Origin of the sequence: Nocardioides okcheonensis, assembly GCF_020991065.1 — a bacterium.
Classification (GTDB): domain Bacteria; phylum Actinomycetota; class Actinomycetes; order Propionibacteriales; family Nocardioidaceae; genus Nocardioides; species Nocardioides okcheonensis.
Genome location: NZ_CP087710.1, coordinates 1,209,936 through 1,224,345, shown reverse-complemented (window position 1 = coordinate 1,224,345; position 14,410 = coordinate 1,209,936). Strand labels below are relative to the sequence as shown.

Below are 14,410 nucleotides of genomic sequence, written 5' to 3'. Positions count from 1 at the left end.
CGGTCCCGGACCTTCCGCGGGCGGCGGCCCTCAGTTCCGCACCAGCACCACCGGCGCGGATCGGGCCTCCGCGCGAGCGTCAGGGCTCCCGGCACCCGCCGGGCGCAGCAACTGAAGACAACAGGAGCCACGCTCCCGGTCCGTCCTGCTTGAAGGTCGGGCACCACGTGAGCGCCTCCGTCACCACAGGAGAACCCATGGCAGTCGTCACCATGCGCCAGCTGCTCGAGAGCGGCGTCCACTTCGGTCACCAGACCCGTCGCTGGAACCCCAAGATGAAGCGCTTCATCATGACCGAGCGCAACGGCATCTACATCATCGACCTGCAGCAGTCGCTCGCCTACATCGACCGCTCGTACGCCTTCGTCAAGGAGACCGTCGCCAAGGGCGGCGTCATCATGTTCGTCGGCACGAAGAAGCAGGCCCAGGAGGCCATCGCCGAGCAGGCCACCCGCGTCGGGATGCCCTACGTCAACCAGCGCTGGCTGGGCGGCATGCTCACCAACTTCCAGACCGTGCACCAGCGGATCAACCGCCTCAAGGAGCTCGACGACGTCGACTTCGACACCGTCGCCGGCTCGGGTCGCACCAAGAAGGAGCTCCTGCAGATGAAGCGGGAGCACGCCAAGCTCGAGAAGACCCTCGGCGGCATCCGCGAGATGTCCAAGGTCCCCTCCGCGGTGTGGATCGTCGACACCAACAAGGAGCACCTGGCCGTCGAGGAGGCGCGCAAGCTCCGGATCCCGATCATCGGCATCCTGGACTCCAACTGCGACCCCGACCTCGTCGACTTCCCGATCCCGGGCAACGACGACGCCATCCGCGCGGTCGGCCTGCTGACCCGCGTGGTCGCCGACGCCGTCGCCGAGGGCCTCATCGCCCGCTCGGGCGCCAAGACCGCCGGCGAGGCCGTCGGCGCCGAGGAGCCGCTGGCCGAGTGGGAGCGCGAGCTGCTCCAGGGTGACGCCGACCAGGCCGCCGCTGCCGCCACGGGCGACGCCGCCGCCGAGACCCCGGCCTCCGAGGCCACCGGTGCCGCGTCCGAGGCCCCGCAGGCCGAGGCCGCCGCCGACGCCGCCACCGAGGCTCCGGCCGCCACCGAGGCCCCGGCCGAGGACGCCACCGAGGCCCCGGCCGAGGCCGCCGAGGCGAAGCAGGACTGATCGCACGACGCCGGTCGTGGGTTCGCCCACGACCGGCACCGTGCCGTCCACACCCACCCCCCGGCCTCGCCCCCACGGCGGGGCCGGTCACGACTGCAAGGAAGAAGGACCCATGGCCAACTTCACCGCTGCCGACGTCAAGAAGCTCCGTGAGCTGACCCAGGCCGGGATGATGGACTGCAAGAAGGCGCTCACCGAGACCGACGGCGACTTCGACAAGGCCGTCGAGCTGCTCCGCGTCAAGGGTGCCGCCAAGGCCGCCGCCCGCGGCGCCGAGCGCGAGACCGCCGCCGGCCTCGTCGCCACCTCCGGCAACGCGCTGGTCGAGCTCAAGAGCGAGACCGACTTCGTCGCCAAGAACGAGGAGTTCATCGCCAAGGCGCAGCAGATCGCCGACGTGGCCGACGCCGTCAAGGCCGCCGACACCGAGGCGCTCAAGGCCGCCGAGCTCGACGGCAAGACCGTCGGCGAGGTCGTCGAGGACCTGGCCATCACCATCGGCGAGAAGATCGAGCTGGGCGAGGTCGCCTACTTCGAGGGCACCACCGTCACCTACATGCACAAGCGTGCCGCCGACCTGCCGCCCGCCGTGGGCGTCCTGGTCGAGTTCGAGGGCGACGAGACCGCTGCCCGCGCCGCCGCGATGCAGATCGCCGCGATGAAGGCGCAGTACCTCACCCGCGACGAGGTCCCGGCCGACGTCGTGGCGTCCGAGCGCTCGATCGCCGAGCAGAAGACCCGCGAGGAGGGCAAGCCCGAGCAGGCGATCGCCAAGATCGTCGAGGGTCGCCTCGGTGGCTTCTTCAAGGAGATCGTCCTGCTCGAGCAGGAGTCGGTCACCGAGTCCAAGAAGACGGTCAAGGCCGTCCTGGACGAGGCCGGCACCACCGTGAAGCGTTTCGCGCGCTTCGAGGTCGGCGCCTGAGCCACGCTCCACCCGCACCGCCGACCGGGGCCCGTACGCAGCTGCGTACGGGCCCCGGTCGCGTCCTGGGGGTGCCCGGCCGGTCCCGGCAGCGGGTCGCCCCGCCCGCGCGGGCGTGCGGTTCGACCCACCGGGTCCCGGACCGGTAGGTTTCTCGACGAACCACCAAGCCGTGCGAAGGGATCGAAGTGACGGCATACCAGCGTGTCCTGCTCAAGCTCTCGGGTGAAGTGTTCGGCGGTGGGACCGTGGGGGTGGATCCCGACGTCGTCTCCAAGGTCGCGCGCGAGATCGCGACCGTCGTGCGCGAGGGCGTGGGCGTGTGCATCGTCGTCGGCGGTGGCAACTTCTTCCGCGGCGCCGAGATGCAGCAGCGCGGCATGGACCGCAGCCGCGCCGACTACATGGGCATGCTCGGCACGGTGATGAACTGCCTCGCGCTCCAGGACTTCCTCGAGAAGGAGGGCATCGAGACGCGGGTGCAGACCGCGATCGCGATGGGCCAGGTCGCCGAGCCCTACATCCCGCGACGCGCGATGCGCCACCTCGAGAAGGGTCGCGTCGTGATCTTCGGCGCCGGGGCCGGGATGCCGTACTTCTCGACCGACACGGTCGCCGCGCAGCGGGCCCTCGAGACCCACTGCGAAGTCGTGCTGATGGCCAAGCAGGGCGTCGACGGCGTCTACAGCGCCGACCCGAAGAAGGACCCCACCGCGACGCGGTACGACACGCTCAGCTTCGCCGACGCCCTCCAGCAGGGCCTCAAGATCGCCGACGCGACCGCGTTCGCGCTGTGCATGGAGAACGACATGCCGCTCGTGGTCTTCGGCGCGGACGACGAGGGCGCGATCCTGCGCATCGTCAAGGGTGAGAGAATCGGCACCCTGGTCAGCCGCGACGGCTGAGCACCCCACGCTTCCGCACCACCTCGGCCGCACGCGGCCGGCACCGACGAGAGAGAGAACGCGACCGTGATCAACGACGTCCTGAACGATGCCGACTCCAAGATGGGCAAGTCCGTCGAGGCGACCCGCGAGGAGTTCGCCGCGATCCGCGCCGGGCGCGCCAACCCCGCGATGTTCGCCAAGATCACGGCCGACTACTACGGCACCCAGACCCCGCTGCAGCAGCTGGCGAGCTTCTCGTCGCAGGACGCGCGCACCATCCTCATCCAGCCCTTCGACATCGGGGCGATGAACGCCATCGAGCGGGCCATCCGCGACTCCGACCTCGGCGTCAACCCCGCCAACGACGGCAAGGTGCTGCGCTGCGTCTTCCCCGAGCTGACCGAGGAGCGCCGCAAGGAGTTCATCAAGCTCGCCAAGGCGAAGGCCGAGGACGGCCGCGTGTCGGTGCGCAACGTGCGCCGCACGGCCAAGCAGTCGCTGGAGAAGATGGCCACCGACGGCGAGGTCGGCAAGGACGACGTCACGGGTGCGGAGAAGCGCCTCGACGCGGTCACCAAGACCCACACCGACAAGATCGACGAGATGCTCAAGCACAAGGAAGCCGAGCTGCTCGAGGTCTGAGGCACCCCATCGATGACGACGCCTGAGACCCCGGCCGCGCCGGCACCGAAGAAGGACCACGGCCGCGCCGGGCGGGACCTTCCTGCCGCCATCGGCTCGGCCGTGGTGCTCGTCGGGGCGATCCTGCTCTCGCTGTTCTTCTGGAAGACCGCCTTCATGGCGATCGTGGCCATCGCCGTCGTGGTGGCCATCTGGGAGCTGCACCGCGGGCTGTCCGCGAAGGACATCGACATCCCCGAGCAGCCGCTGATGCTCGGCGGCGCGGTGATGGTCGTCGTGGCCTACGTCTGGGGCGCGCCGGCACTGGTGACCGCCACCGCCGTCACCGCCCTGGTGATCATGCTCTGGCTGCTGCGCCGTGGCGTCGACGGCTACGTCAAGAACGCCACCGCCTCGGTCTTCACGCTCGTCTACGTCCCGTTCCTCGGGTCCTTCGTCGCGCTGCTGCTCGCCGAGGGCAGCCGGCTGCCCGGGTTCGGGCTGGACCTCGCCGACGACGGCGTGCGCGGGATCATCACCTTCATCGCCATCACGGTCGCCTCCGACACCGGCGGCTACATCGCCGGGGTGCTGTTCGGCCGGCACCCGATGGCCCCGGTGATCTCCCCGAAGAAGTCGTGGGAGGGCTTCGCCGGCTCGGCGGTGGCCTGCGTCGCCGCCGGCGTGTTCCTCGTCGCATCGTTCCTCGACGGCGACTGGTGGGTCGGGGTGCTGCTCGGCCTGATCACGGTCGTGATGGCCACCCTCGGCGACCTGTGCGAGTCGGTCATCAAGCGCGACCTCGGCATCAAGGACATGAGCCAGGTCATCCCGGGTCACGGCGGCCTGATGGACCGGCTCGACTCGCTGCTCGCCACGGTCGCCCCGATCTGGCTGGTCCTGCACTACCTCGTCTTCTGATGCGGCTGCTGGTCACCGGTGGCCGCACCGGCTACCTCGGTCGACACGTGGTCCGCGCGGCCACGGGCCACGACGTCGTCGCGGTCGGCTCGGCCGACGCCGACGTCCGCGACCCGGGCGCCGTCTCCGCGCTGCTGGAGCGGCACCGCCCGGACGCGGTGGTGCACACCGCGTACGTGCAGTCCGACCACGCGGTGACGGCGACCGGTGCCGCCCACGTCGCGGCCGCCGCGGCCGCCGTCGGCGCCCGGCTGGTGCTGGTGTCCAGCGACGTGGTGTTCGGCGGATCGCCGGAGCCCTACGCCGAGGACGCGCCGACCGACCCGGTCAGCGCCTACGGCGAGGCCAAGGTCGAGGCCGAGCGGGCCGCGCTCGGGTCGGGCCCGGACGTGGTGGTGGCCCGCACCTCGCTCATCCTCGGCGACGGACGGTCGAAGCACGAGGAGCTGTTCCGCGCGCTGGCCGGCGGGGCCGAGGGCTCGCTGTTCGAGGACGAGCGGCGCACCCCGGTGCACGTCGGCGACCTCGCGGCGGCGCTCGTCGAGCTCGCGGGCAACGACGTACGGGGAGTGCTGCACTGCGGCGGCGCCGACGCGATGAGCCGCCTCGACCTCGGGCGGCTGGTCGCGCGCCGCGACGGGCTCGACCCGGGCGCGCTGCGGCCCGGGCGTCGCGCCGACCTCCCGGACCCGGGACCGGTCGACGTACGCCTCGACTCCGCGCGGGCCGCGTCGGTGCTGTCCACCCGGCTCCGCGGGGCGGAGGAGTTCCTCCGACCGTGACCCTCCACCTCGTCCGCCACGGACGCCCGACCATGACGCCCGGCGTGCCCGCTGCCGAGTGGGACCTCGACCCCGCGGCCTACGACGACGTGTGGGCGCTCCGCTCCTCCGGACGGCTGCCCGCACGCGCGGCCTGGTTCACCTCGCCCGAGCCGAAAGCCGTGCAGACCGCCCAGCTGCTCACCGACGCGCGGGTCGGCGTGCTCCCCGACCTGCGCGAGCACGAGCGGTCGGCCGTGTGGGTCGACGACTTCCCGGACGTGGTGCGACGGGCGTTCGCCGCACCCGACGAGCCGGCCGTGCCGGGCTGGGAGCCGCTGGTCGCCTGCCGCGACCGGGTCGTCCCGGCCGTACGACGCGTCCTCGACGTGCACGGTGACGACGACGTGGTGCTCGTCGGGCACGGCACCGCGTGGACGCTGGTCGTCGCCGACCTCACCGGTGCGGCGCCGGACCTGGCGCGGTGGGCCGCCCTCGCGATGCCCGACGTGGTCGTCGTCGACGCCTGAGGCGACACGTTCTGCCTGCCACCCGTGCGGGCCCGCGTGCCCACCGCCGGACCGCGGCGGACAACGCCTAGGCTGGTCCCGTGGAGACAGAACAGGACCGACAGCCCGAGGTGGCGCCCGAGGAGCGCCTCGGGTGGTGGCACCACAGCCACCCCACGTTCGCCGGCATCACCGGCTTCTTCGCCGGGATGCTCTTCGTCACCGCCGTGCCCGGCTTCTTCGCCGGGGTGCTGCGCCTGCTGTTCAGCTACGAGACGGCCGAGAAGCTGTTCCCGTTCGTGCTGCTCGCGCTGGCGCTGCCGATCGCGATGCTGGTCAAGCGCAAGACCCGCCGGTTCGCGCAGTTCATGTTCGTCGGGATGGTCGTCACCGCGGCCGTCGTCCTCGGCGTGACCTCGCTGGTGCTCTACTTCATGGTCGACGCCTGACCCGCTGAATCGACCCGCCCACCGTCGGGATGGGAGACTCGGGGCGATGTCCGACTCCACTCCCGATGCGGCCCCCGAGCCGATCAAGACGCTGCCCCTCGTCTTCGACGAGCCCCGCGGGCGCAAGAAGCCGCCGCGCCACCTCGCCGACCTCGACGAGGCGGGCCGCAAGGCGCTCCTGGAGGAGATGGGGCTCCCGGGCTTCCGGGCCAGGCAGCTCTCCACCCACTACTTCTCGCGGCTGGTCGACGACCCGGCGCAGATGACCGACCTCCCGGCCGGCCAGCGCGACGAGCTCGTCTCCGCGCTGCTGCCCGACCTGATGACGCCGCTGCGGACCATGGAGGCCGATCGCGGCACCACCCGCAAGACGCTGTGGAAGCTCTTCGACGGCGCCCTCGTCGAGTCGGTGCTGATGCGCTACCCCGACCGCGCCACGATGTGCGTCTCCAGCCAGGCCGGCTGCGGCATGGCCTGCCCGTTCTGCGCCACCGGCATGGGCGGGCTCCAGCGCAACATGTCGACCGCCGAGATCGTCGAGCAGGTCGTCGCCGGTGCGCGCTCGCTCGCCCGCGGCGAGGTCCCCGGCGGTCCCGGCCGCGTCTCCAACGTCGTCTTCATGGGCATGGGGGAGCCGCTGGCCAACTACAAGGCCGTGATCGGCGCCGTCCGGCGCCTCACCGACCCCGCCCCGGGCGGCCTCGGGATGAGCGCGCGCGGCATCACCGTGTCGACGGTCGGCCTCGTGCCGCGGATCCGGCAGCTCACCGAGGAGGGCATCCCCGTCACCCTCGCGCTGAGCCTGCACGCCCCCGACGACGAGCTGCGCAACGAGCTGGTGCCGATCAACACCCGCTTCTCCGTCGCCGAGACCGTCGAGGCCGCGTGGGACTACGCCCGCGTGACCAAGCGCCGCGTGTCGATCGAGTACGCCATGATGCGCGGCATCAACGACCAGGCCCACCGCGCCGACCTGCTCGGCGACGTGCTCAACTCCTACGGCGACTGGGGGTGGGTCCACGTCAACCTGATCCCGCTCAACCCGGTCGAGGGGTCGAAGTGGACGGCGTCCGACCCGGCCGACGAGCGCGAGTTCGTCCGCCGGCTCGAGGCCAAGGGCATCCCGACGACGGTCCGCGACACCCGCGGTCGCGAGATCGACGGCGCCTGCGGCCAGCTCGCCGCCAAGGAGTGACCCGTGGCCGCGACCTGGACCGACGACCTGCGCGGCCGGATCGACGAGCTCATCGACGAGTACCGGGCGGCCCTGCGCGCGAGCCTCGACGGCCTCACCGAGGAGCAGGCGCGCGCCCGCCTCGTCCCGTCGAAGACCACCCTGCTCGGGCTGCTGAAGCACGTGACCTACGTCGAGGGGGTCTGGTTCGACCAGGCCGTCAGCGGTCGCACTCCGCAGGAGATCGGCATCGCCACCTCTCCCGACCGCTCGTTCACACTGACGAGGTCCGACACGGTCGAGTCTGTCCTGGCGGCCCACGCGGAGCGCTGTGAGGCCTCCCGGCAGGCGATGGCCGCCCTTGCGCTCGACGACACGGTGACCGGCCGCGGTGAGCGCGCGGTGTGGGCCCTCCAGCTCCAGGTGCTGCGAGAGCTGGCCCACCACGCGGGTCACGCCGACATCCTGCGCGAGCAGCTGCTGGCGGGCGCCGACCCCGGTTCCTGAGCGTCGGGGACCGTTCACGTGTCCTTCGCGTGGACCGGTGCGTCCGTTGCGCCACGATTCCTAGCGTCGCGGCCATGGACCTGCTCGAGAAGCGGCGTCGCAGCCGCACGGCACACCCCACCCCACGTCCCGTTGCGACCCTCTCCGTCGCCCGCCTCCCCGGCGCTCCGCGACCGGCGTCCGCGCCGCTGCGGGTGCTGGTGGTCACCGAGTCGTTCCTGCCCCAGGTCAACGGGGTCACCAACTCGGTGCGCCGGGTGCTCGAGCACCTCGCCGCCGAGGGTCACGACGCCGAGGTCGTCGCGCCCACCGGGCCGGAGACGTACGCCGGGTTCCCGGTCACCCACGCCCGCGGGGCGGCGCTGCCGTTCTACGCCGACTTCCGGATCGGGCTGGAGACCCGGCGGCGGCTGCGGGCCACGATGCAGCGCTTCGCCCCCGACGTCGTCCACCTCGCCTCCCCGGCTACCCTGGGCCACCAGGCGGCGCGCGCCGCCCGCCGCCTCGGCATCCCGACCGTGGCGATCTACCAGACGGACCTCGTCGGCTTCGCCGAGCGCTACCAGGTGCCGGGCGGGGCGCGGGCGATGGAGGGGCTCACCCGGCGCATCCACCTCGGCGTCGACCGGACGCTCGCCCCCTCCACGGCGAGCATCGACCAGCTGCGCCGGCTCGGGGTCCCGGAGGTGCACCGCTGGCCGCGCGGCGTCGACCAGGTCCTCTTCGACCCGGCGCGTCGCGACGAGGCGCTGCACGCCGAGCTGGCTCCCGGCGGCGAGGTGCTCGTGGGCTACGTCGGCCGCCTGGCGCCGGAGAAGGAGCTCGGGCTGCTGGCCCACGTCGACCGGCTGCCCGGCGTGCGACTGGTGCTGGTGGGCGGAGGTCCCGACGAGGCACGCCTGCGCGACCTGCTCCCGCGGGCGGCGTTCCTCGGCGTGCTGCACGGCGAGGAGCTGGCGCGGACGTACGCGACCCTCGACGTCTTCGTGCACACCGGTCGCCACGAGACCTACTGCCAGTCCGCGCAGGAGGCGCTCGCCAGCGGTGTGCCCGTGGTGGCCCCCCGTGCCGGCGGGCCGGTCGACGTCGTCACCGACACCGTCACCGGCTTCCTCCACGAGCCGGGGGACGCGGACGCGCTGGTGTCGTGCGTCGAGCGGCTCGTGACCCAGCCGCTGCTGCGTCGGCGGATGGCGCTGGCCGCCCGCGAGAGCGTGCGCGAGCGGACCTGGCAGGCGGTCAACGAGCTGCTGGTGGAGCACTACCGCGACGCCTGCGGCGCCGGGGTCAGCCGCCGTCGGGCCGGCTGAGCCCGCCGCGGCCGACCACCTCGACCGCCTCGTCCACGGTGTCGACGAGGTGGACGTGGGCCTCCATCGCGCGCCCGCGCGCCAGCGCCTGCAGCAGCGGCCACGCCGGCAGGTCCTCGGTCCAGTGCCGGCGACCGACGAGCACCATCGGCGCGACGGACGCCTCGTCGGCGTAGTAGTTCTCGCAGGCGTCCTGGAAGACCTCCTGGACGGTGCCTGCGGCGCCCGGCAGGAACACGATGCCGGCGTTGCAGATCTCCAGCAGGACGGCCTCGCGCGGCGCGTTGCGGAAGTACTTCGCGATCGCGGTGGCGAAGACGTTGGGCGGCTCGTGCCCGTAGTGCCAGGTGGGGATGCCCAGCGAGTCGCGACCGGGACCGTCGACCCGCTCGACCACGTCGAGGCCGGCCCGGGCCCACGCCCCGACGTCGGGGGTGAACGACGGCACCTGCGCCAGGTGTGCCAGCGACTCCTCGAGCAGGTCGGCCTGGCCACCGGGCACGAAGGCGCCGAGGTTGGCCGCCTCCATCGCGCCCGGCCCGCCGCCGGTGGCCACGGTCGCGCCGTCGCCGAGGCGGTGCCCGAGGCGCGCCGCGTCGGCGTACGCCGCGCTGCCGCGGGCCAGGGCGTGGCCACCCATCACCCCGACCAGGCGCCGCCCGACCACCCACGCCTCCAGCGCCTCGTCGACGTGGTGGTCGTGCAGGGCCATCGCCAGCGTGTCGTCGGGCGTCCACGGCCCGCGCGACCAGGCGTAGGCACGGGCGTCGACGGTGTCCGGGTAGCGCGGGGCGTCGTAGAGCTCGGCGGGGGAGTAGAGGCGCGAGCGGAACGGGTCGACCGGGCTGCCCGGGATCTCGTGCAGCACGACGCCGCCCGCGCGCCGCACGGCGTCGTCGTCGCCGTCGGCGAACTCGCAGCCGAGGAACAGCGACTGCGCCAGCGACCGCTCCAGCAGGACCGGCCCCCGGTCGGTGAGGTCGAGGCCCACCACCCGCCAGCCGGCGAGGGAGCGGGCACCGGCCGCGAGGCGGCGGTCGAGGTCGGCGAGGGTGGTGACGTCGAGGACGCGTCCGCGGGAGTGCTTCACGGCGCCCAACCTAGGGGGCGGGTCGTGGCAGGGTGGACGTCACCACGGGGGAGCGGGCGGCGGAGCGGCCGGTGCCCGACTTCCTCCTCAGCCGACCGGCCGGGCGTCGAGGTGCTCCGCTCGCGGGATCGCTGAGCCGTCGGCGCCAACCGGTCGCCGATCGTCCGCAACCCGGCCTAGCGTGCCGCTCATGAGCCCGGTCGCGGACATGAGCATGGACATCGACGGCCACGAGGTGGTGCCGCTCCTCCCGGAGACGTGGGACCTCTTCGCGGGGATGGCGGGTCGCACCGGCCTGTTCGGCGGCTGCTGGTGCGTCCACTTCCACTGCCTGCCCGACCCGCCCGAGCGCGAGGAGATGGGCAACCCGGCCTTCAAGCGGATGCTCGTGGAGCAGGGCGTCGCGCACGCGGCGCTCGTCCTCGACGACGGGGAGGCCGTCGCGTGGGCCGAGTACGGCACGCTCACCGAGCTGCCCAACATCCAGCACCGCAAGCAGTGGGAGGCCGAGACCGTCGTGCCGCCGGACTTCCGGATCACGTGCGTCCAGGTCCGCAAGGACCATCGACGCCGGGGCCTCGGGTCGGTCGCGGTGAAGGGTGCCGTGGCCCTGGTCGCCGCGGCCGGCGGGGGCCGTGTCGAGTCCTACCCGCACGACCTCCCGCCCGGCAAGAAGATGTCGGCGTCGTTCCTCTACAACCTCACGCGGACCACCTACGAGAACCTCGGGTTCACCTACGTCCGGCCCAAGGGGCAGGGCAACTGCGTGATGGAGCTGCAGGTGCCGCCCGCCTGAGTGCTCCGGCGCTCGTCAGAACGCGTGCGCCATCAGCTCGCCGAACAGCTCCTGCTCGTCGACCGGCAGGCCCCGCGACCGGAACCACCCGCACATGTTGGCGCAGTCGCGCAGCAGGAAGTCCATGCCCTGCGGGTTGCCGACCAGGTCGACGACCTGCGGCAGGTCGATGACGACCAGCCGGTCGCCGGCGGCGAGGGTGTTGTAGGGCGACAGGTCGCCGTGCACGAGGCCGGCCTGGACGAGCGCGGCGAGCGCGTCGCGCAGCTGCTCGTAGTAGCCCTCCAGCACCGGCCGCTCGGGCCGGACCTGGGCCAGGCGCGGCGCGGTCTCGCCGTCGTGGGTGATCCACTCCATCATGATCTCGGTCTCGTCGATCTGGACCGGGTAGGGGACCGGCAGGCCGAGCTCCCAGCAGCGGCGCAGCGCGTTCCACTCCGAGATCGCCCACTCGCCGGCCGCGACCTGCTTTCCCCAGGTGGACTTGCGCTTGACGGCGCGCTCGTCGCGCGAGCGCTTCATCGAGCGGCCCTCGGTGTAGGAGGCGGCGCGGTGGAAGGTGCGGTGGTCGGTGCTGCGGTAGCGCTTGGCGGCCATCACGACGGCCGAGCCGGGGCGGTGCGGGTCCTCGCGCTCGATGAGGAAGACGTCGGCCTCCTTGCCGGTCTTGAGGACGCCGAGCTCGGTGTCGATGGCGCCGCTGGACGTCACGACCCAGTCGGGTCGCGGCTCGGGGCCCTTCATCAGGGCCTCGAGGTCCTCCCAGCGCGACCAGCGCTGGTGCTCGCCGAGGTCGTCGGCGTAGGTGGCGTAGCTGAAGACGAACGCGTCGTCGATGCCCTCGAGGGGCGAGCGGTCGTCAGACCGGAGGAAGTCCTCCGGGAAGGGGTGCGTCACTGTGGGTGCTCCGTGGGTGCGAGAGGTGGTCGGCGGGCAGGCCGAGGACAGCGATGGACATGTCACGGCTCCTCTCACGACGGGGCACCTGCGCGCGGGCGCGGCAGGATCGGGCGTACGGGCTCATCGTCGGCGACCCTCGCGGGGCCGCGCAACGGGTTTTCGCCCGCGCGGTCAGCCGACCGGTGCGGCGACCGGCCCGCGCAGGCGCGGGGGGACGTGCTCGAGGACGTCGTCGACGTGCACCACCCGACGTCCGGCGCGGGTGAGCAGTCCGGCGGCGACCGCGGCGCGGTAGCCGCTGCGGCAGTGGATGGTGGTGCTTGGATGATAAAATCGAGTGTTTTACCCGAGTATCCCCGACGCGCTAGGTTCCTCCGGTGACCTCGACGCGACGTGTGACCCGTGCCCTCGGGGGCGTGCTGACCGCCTCCGCCCTGCTCCTCCCGACGATCGCCCCCGCCCAGGCCGGAGTGCCGGTCGACGGTGCCTCCGGCATCGGCGACGCCTACTGGCCGCTCGACGGCAACGGCGGCATCGACGTCTCCGCCTACCGGATCCACAACCGCTACGACCTCGGCGCCAAGCGGCTCGCCGGTCGCACGACCGTCGAGCTCACCGCCACGGCCGACCTCAGCAGCTTCTCCCTCGACTTCCTCCTCGACGTCTCGCGGGTGCGCGTCGACGGCGAGGACGCGACCTTCGCGAAGACCGACGGCGGCCACGAGCTGAGGATCACCCCGGCCTCGCCGCTGGTCGCCGGCACCCGCCACGACGTGACGGTGACCTACGCCGACAAGCCGGGGAGGTACTCCTACGCCGGCGAGTCCAACTGGCTGGCCAGCAGTCGCGAGGTCGTCGCGATGAACGAGCCGCACATGGCGCCGTGGTGGTTCCCGGCCAACGACCACCCCCTCGACAAGGCGATCGTCGACGTCCGCACGACCGTGCCGAAGGGCCGCGAGGTGATCTCCAACGGCGAGCTCAAGGGCCGCAGGACCGGCAAGCGGACCACGACCTGGCACTGGCGGGCCGACGAGCCGATGGCGCCCTACCTCGCCTTCTTCGCCGCCGGCGACTTCGCGGTCGCGAAGGGCAAGCACCGCGGCCTGCCGTGGCTGGTCGCCGTCTCGAAGGGCCTCGGCGACGCCGACGAGCGCGCCAGCATGCGGCTGATGAAGCAGACGCCGCGCGTGGTCAGCGGGCTCGAGAAGGACCTCGGCCGCTACCCGTTCTCGGTCGTCGGCGGTCTCACCACCTCCCTCGACGTCGGCTTCGCGCTGGAGAACCAGACCCGTCCGACCTACCCCGCCGTGGGTGGCGACGCGACGAGCCTGGTCGTCCACGAGCTGGCCCACCAGTGGTTCGGCGACGACATCGCCGTGCAGGGCTGGCGCGACATCTGGCTCAACGAGGGCTTCGCGTCGTTCATGGAGTGGCGCTGGGACGAGACCCACGGCGGACGCGACGCGGCCGCCACCTTGAAGAGCTACTACGCCAGCACCGAGGCCGACTCGCCGTTCTGGGAGGTCACGGTCGCCGATCCCGGCGCGGACAAGGTCTTCGACTCGGCCGTCTACGGTCGCGGCGCCATGACCCTGCAGGCCCTGCGCAACCGCGTCGGCGACGCGACCTTCTGGCGGATCATCCGCACCTGGGTCCGCGAGCAGCGCGGCGGCAACGGCTCGTCGGAGGAGTTCGAGGCGACGGCCGCCCGGGTGAGCGGCGTCGACCTCACCGCGTTCTTCACGGCCTGGCTGCGCACGCCGTCCAAGCCGGCGCGGACCGCCGACAACGGGCTGTCTTGAGCGCAGTGGCGGAGATCAGCTGGTTCCGCGCGCCCGCGGGCGACGACCCCGGAACCCTCAACGCCTGCTACCACGCCCTCGACCTGCCGGTGATCCGCGGACGCGCCGACGACCTCGCGCTGACGGTCGACGGCACCGACCTGACCTACGCCCGCCTGCTCACCGAGACGGCCGCCTGCGCCGGGGTGCTGCGGGCCTTCGGCGTGGGACCCGGCCAGCCGGTGGCGGTGGGTGCGCTGCCGCCGGAGGCCGCCGTCGTGGTGCCGCTCGCCGTGGCCCGTGTCGGCGGGGTCGCGACCTACGACGACGGCTCCGAGGCGGCGGTCGCCGTCCGGACCACCGCCGACGGGGTGGTCGTCAGCGCCGACGGCGAGGACCTGCCGTGGGACGTCGCGATGCGCGCCGGACGGACCGACCCGGCCGGCTGCGCCGACGTCCCGGGTGACGCGGTGCTCGCGCGCCGCGGCACGGACACGCTCACCGTGCTCGAGGCGGTCGGCGCGTCGGGCGACGTACGCGCCCCCGAGGGCGCCGGCCTCGTCGAGGTCGGCGGCGTGCACCTCTGGTCGTTCCCGCCCCTGCCCTGACGGGA

Annotated in this window: 16 protein-coding genes; 14 read left to right on the top strand and 2 right to left on the bottom strand. The window is 72.7% G+C overall.

The window, feature by feature from the left end; genetic code table 11:
* The first annotated feature begins 197 nt into the window (after positions 1 to 197).
* The 11 genes from rpsB (at position 198) to LN652_RS05725 (ending at position 9,227) form a co-directional block, all read left to right on the top strand.
* Positions 198 to 1,163, top strand: a complete 966-nt coding sequence (gene rpsB / locus LN652_RS05775; protein ID WP_230443732.1) for a 30S ribosomal protein S2 — start codon at positions 198 to 200, stop codon at positions 1,161 to 1,163.
* Between the two features lie 112 nt (positions 1,164 to 1,275).
* A complete protein-coding gene (gene tsf, locus LN652_RS05770) occupies positions 1,276 to 2,088 on the top strand; it encodes a translation elongation factor Ts (RefSeq protein WP_230443731.1) in 813 nt (270 codons plus the stop codon).
* Between the two features lie 188 nt (positions 2,089 to 2,276).
* A complete protein-coding gene (gene pyrH / locus LN652_RS05765; protein ID WP_230443730.1) occupies positions 2,277 to 2,993 on the top strand; it encodes a UMP kinase in 717 nt (238 codons plus the stop codon).
* A 69-nt stretch (positions 2,994 to 3,062) separates the two neighbouring features.
* Positions 3,063 to 3,617 (top strand): ribosome recycling factor, encoded by a 555-nt coding sequence (gene frr / locus LN652_RS05760; RefSeq protein ID WP_230444693.1) that lies wholly within the window; start codon positions 3,063 to 3,065, stop codon positions 3,615 to 3,617.
* A gap of 12 nt (positions 3,618 to 3,629) precedes the next feature.
* The gene (locus LN652_RS05755; RefSeq protein ID WP_230443729.1) at positions 3,630 to 4,517 is read left to right on the top strand and encodes a phosphatidate cytidylyltransferase; all 888 of its coding nucleotides are present in this window, start codon (positions 3,630 to 3,632) and stop codon (positions 4,515 to 4,517) included.
* Positions 4,517 to 5,299, top strand: a complete 783-nt coding sequence (locus LN652_RS05750) for an SDR family oxidoreductase (RefSeq protein ID WP_230443728.1) — start codon at positions 4,517 to 4,519, stop codon at positions 5,297 to 5,299. The genes LN652_RS05755 and LN652_RS05750 overlap by 1 nt, the downstream gene beginning before the upstream one ends.
* Entirely contained in the window at positions 5,296 to 5,808 is a 513-nt protein-coding gene (locus tag LN652_RS05745) for a histidine phosphatase family protein (RefSeq protein WP_230443727.1), read from the top strand. Before LN652_RS05750 ends, LN652_RS05745 begins: the two co-directional genes overlap by 4 nt.
* 80 nt (positions 5,809 to 5,888) lie before the next feature.
* Positions 5,889 to 6,236 (top strand): hypothetical protein, encoded by a 348-nt coding sequence (locus LN652_RS05740; protein WP_230443726.1) that lies wholly within the window; start codon positions 5,889 to 5,891, stop codon positions 6,234 to 6,236.
* A gap of 46 nt (positions 6,237 to 6,282) precedes the next feature.
* Positions 6,283 to 7,431, top strand: a complete 1,149-nt coding sequence (rlmN, locus tag LN652_RS05735) for a 23S rRNA (adenine(2503)-C(2))-methyltransferase RlmN (protein ID WP_230443725.1) — start codon at positions 6,283 to 6,285, stop codon at positions 7,429 to 7,431.
* A gap of 3 nt (positions 7,432 to 7,434) precedes the next feature.
* The gene (locus LN652_RS05730; protein WP_230443724.1) at positions 7,435 to 7,917 is read left to right on the top strand and encodes a DinB family protein; all 483 of its coding nucleotides are present in this window, start codon (positions 7,435 to 7,437) and stop codon (positions 7,915 to 7,917) included.
* A 74-nt stretch (positions 7,918 to 7,991) separates the two neighbouring features.
* The gene (locus LN652_RS05725; RefSeq protein ID WP_230443723.1) at positions 7,992 to 9,227 is read left to right on the top strand and encodes a glycosyltransferase family 4 protein; all 1,236 of its coding nucleotides are present in this window, start codon (positions 7,992 to 7,994) and stop codon (positions 9,225 to 9,227) included.
* Here LN652_RS05725 and LN652_RS05720 read toward each other — a convergent pair.
* Positions 9,205 to 10,317, bottom strand: coding sequence for an LOG family protein (locus tag LN652_RS05720; RefSeq protein ID WP_230443722.1), 1,113 nt, complete (start codon positions 10,315 to 10,317; stop codon positions 9,205 to 9,207). The genes LN652_RS05725 and LN652_RS05720 overlap by 23 nt on opposite strands.
* A gap of 190 nt (positions 10,318 to 10,507) precedes the next feature.
* Here LN652_RS05720 and LN652_RS05715 point away from each other — a divergent pair, with 190 nt between their 5' ends.
* Positions 10,508 to 11,113: a GNAT family N-acetyltransferase gene (locus LN652_RS05715; protein ID WP_230443721.1), complete on the top strand. Its 606-nt coding sequence runs from the start codon at positions 10,508 to 10,510 to the stop codon at positions 11,111 to 11,113.
* Positions 11,114 to 11,128: 15 nt separating this feature from the next.
* Here the strand turns inward: LN652_RS05715 and LN652_RS05710 are convergent, their stop codons facing one another.
* A complete protein-coding gene (locus LN652_RS05710; RefSeq protein ID WP_230443720.1) occupies positions 11,129 to 12,010 on the bottom strand; it encodes a serine protein kinase RIO in 882 nt (293 codons plus the stop codon).
* 380 nt (positions 12,011 to 12,390) lie between these two features.
* On the opposite strand from LN652_RS05710, the gene LN652_RS05705 reads away from it, so the two are divergent.
* Together LN652_RS05705 and LN652_RS05700 are read left to right on the top strand one after the other, a co-directional pair.
* The gene (locus tag LN652_RS05705) at positions 12,391 to 13,818 is read left to right on the top strand and encodes a M1 family metallopeptidase (RefSeq protein ID WP_230443719.1); all 1,428 of its coding nucleotides are present in this window, start codon (positions 12,391 to 12,393) and stop codon (positions 13,816 to 13,818) included.
* Complete coding sequence (locus tag LN652_RS05700) at positions 13,815 to 14,405, top strand: AMP-binding protein (protein WP_230443718.1); 591 nt, start codon at positions 13,815 to 13,817, stop codon at positions 14,403 to 14,405. Before LN652_RS05705 ends, LN652_RS05700 begins: the two co-directional genes overlap by 4 nt.
* Positions 14,406 to 14,410 lie beyond the last annotated feature (5 nt).

What these genes read in the sequence shown, in the direction of transcription:
- rlmN (WP_230443725.1), top strand. Translation starts at nt 6,283, where the DNA reads ATGTCCGACTCCACTCCCGATGCGGCCCCCGAGCCGATCAAGACGCTG.
- LN652_RS05750 (WP_230443728.1), top strand. Translation starts at nt 4,517, where the DNA reads ATGCGGCTGCTGGTCACCGGTGGCCGCACCGGCTACCTCGGTCGACAC.
- LN652_RS05725 (WP_230443723.1), top strand. Translation starts at nt 7,992, where the DNA reads ATGGACCTGCTCGAGAAGCGGCGTCGCAGCCGCACGGCACACCCCACC.
- LN652_RS05755 (WP_230443729.1), top strand. Translation starts at nt 3,630, where the DNA reads ATGACGACGCCTGAGACCCCGGCCGCGCCGGCACCGAAGAAGGACCAC.
- LN652_RS05715 (WP_230443721.1), top strand. Translation starts at nt 10,508, where the DNA reads ATGAGCCCGGTCGCGGACATGAGCATGGACATCGACGGCCACGAGGTG.
- tsf (WP_230443731.1), top strand. Translation starts at nt 1,276, where the DNA reads ATGGCCAACTTCACCGCTGCCGACGTCAAGAAGCTCCGTGAGCTGACC.
- rpsB (WP_230443732.1), top strand. Translation starts at nt 198, where the DNA reads ATGGCAGTCGTCACCATGCGCCAGCTGCTCGAGAGCGGCGTCCACTTC.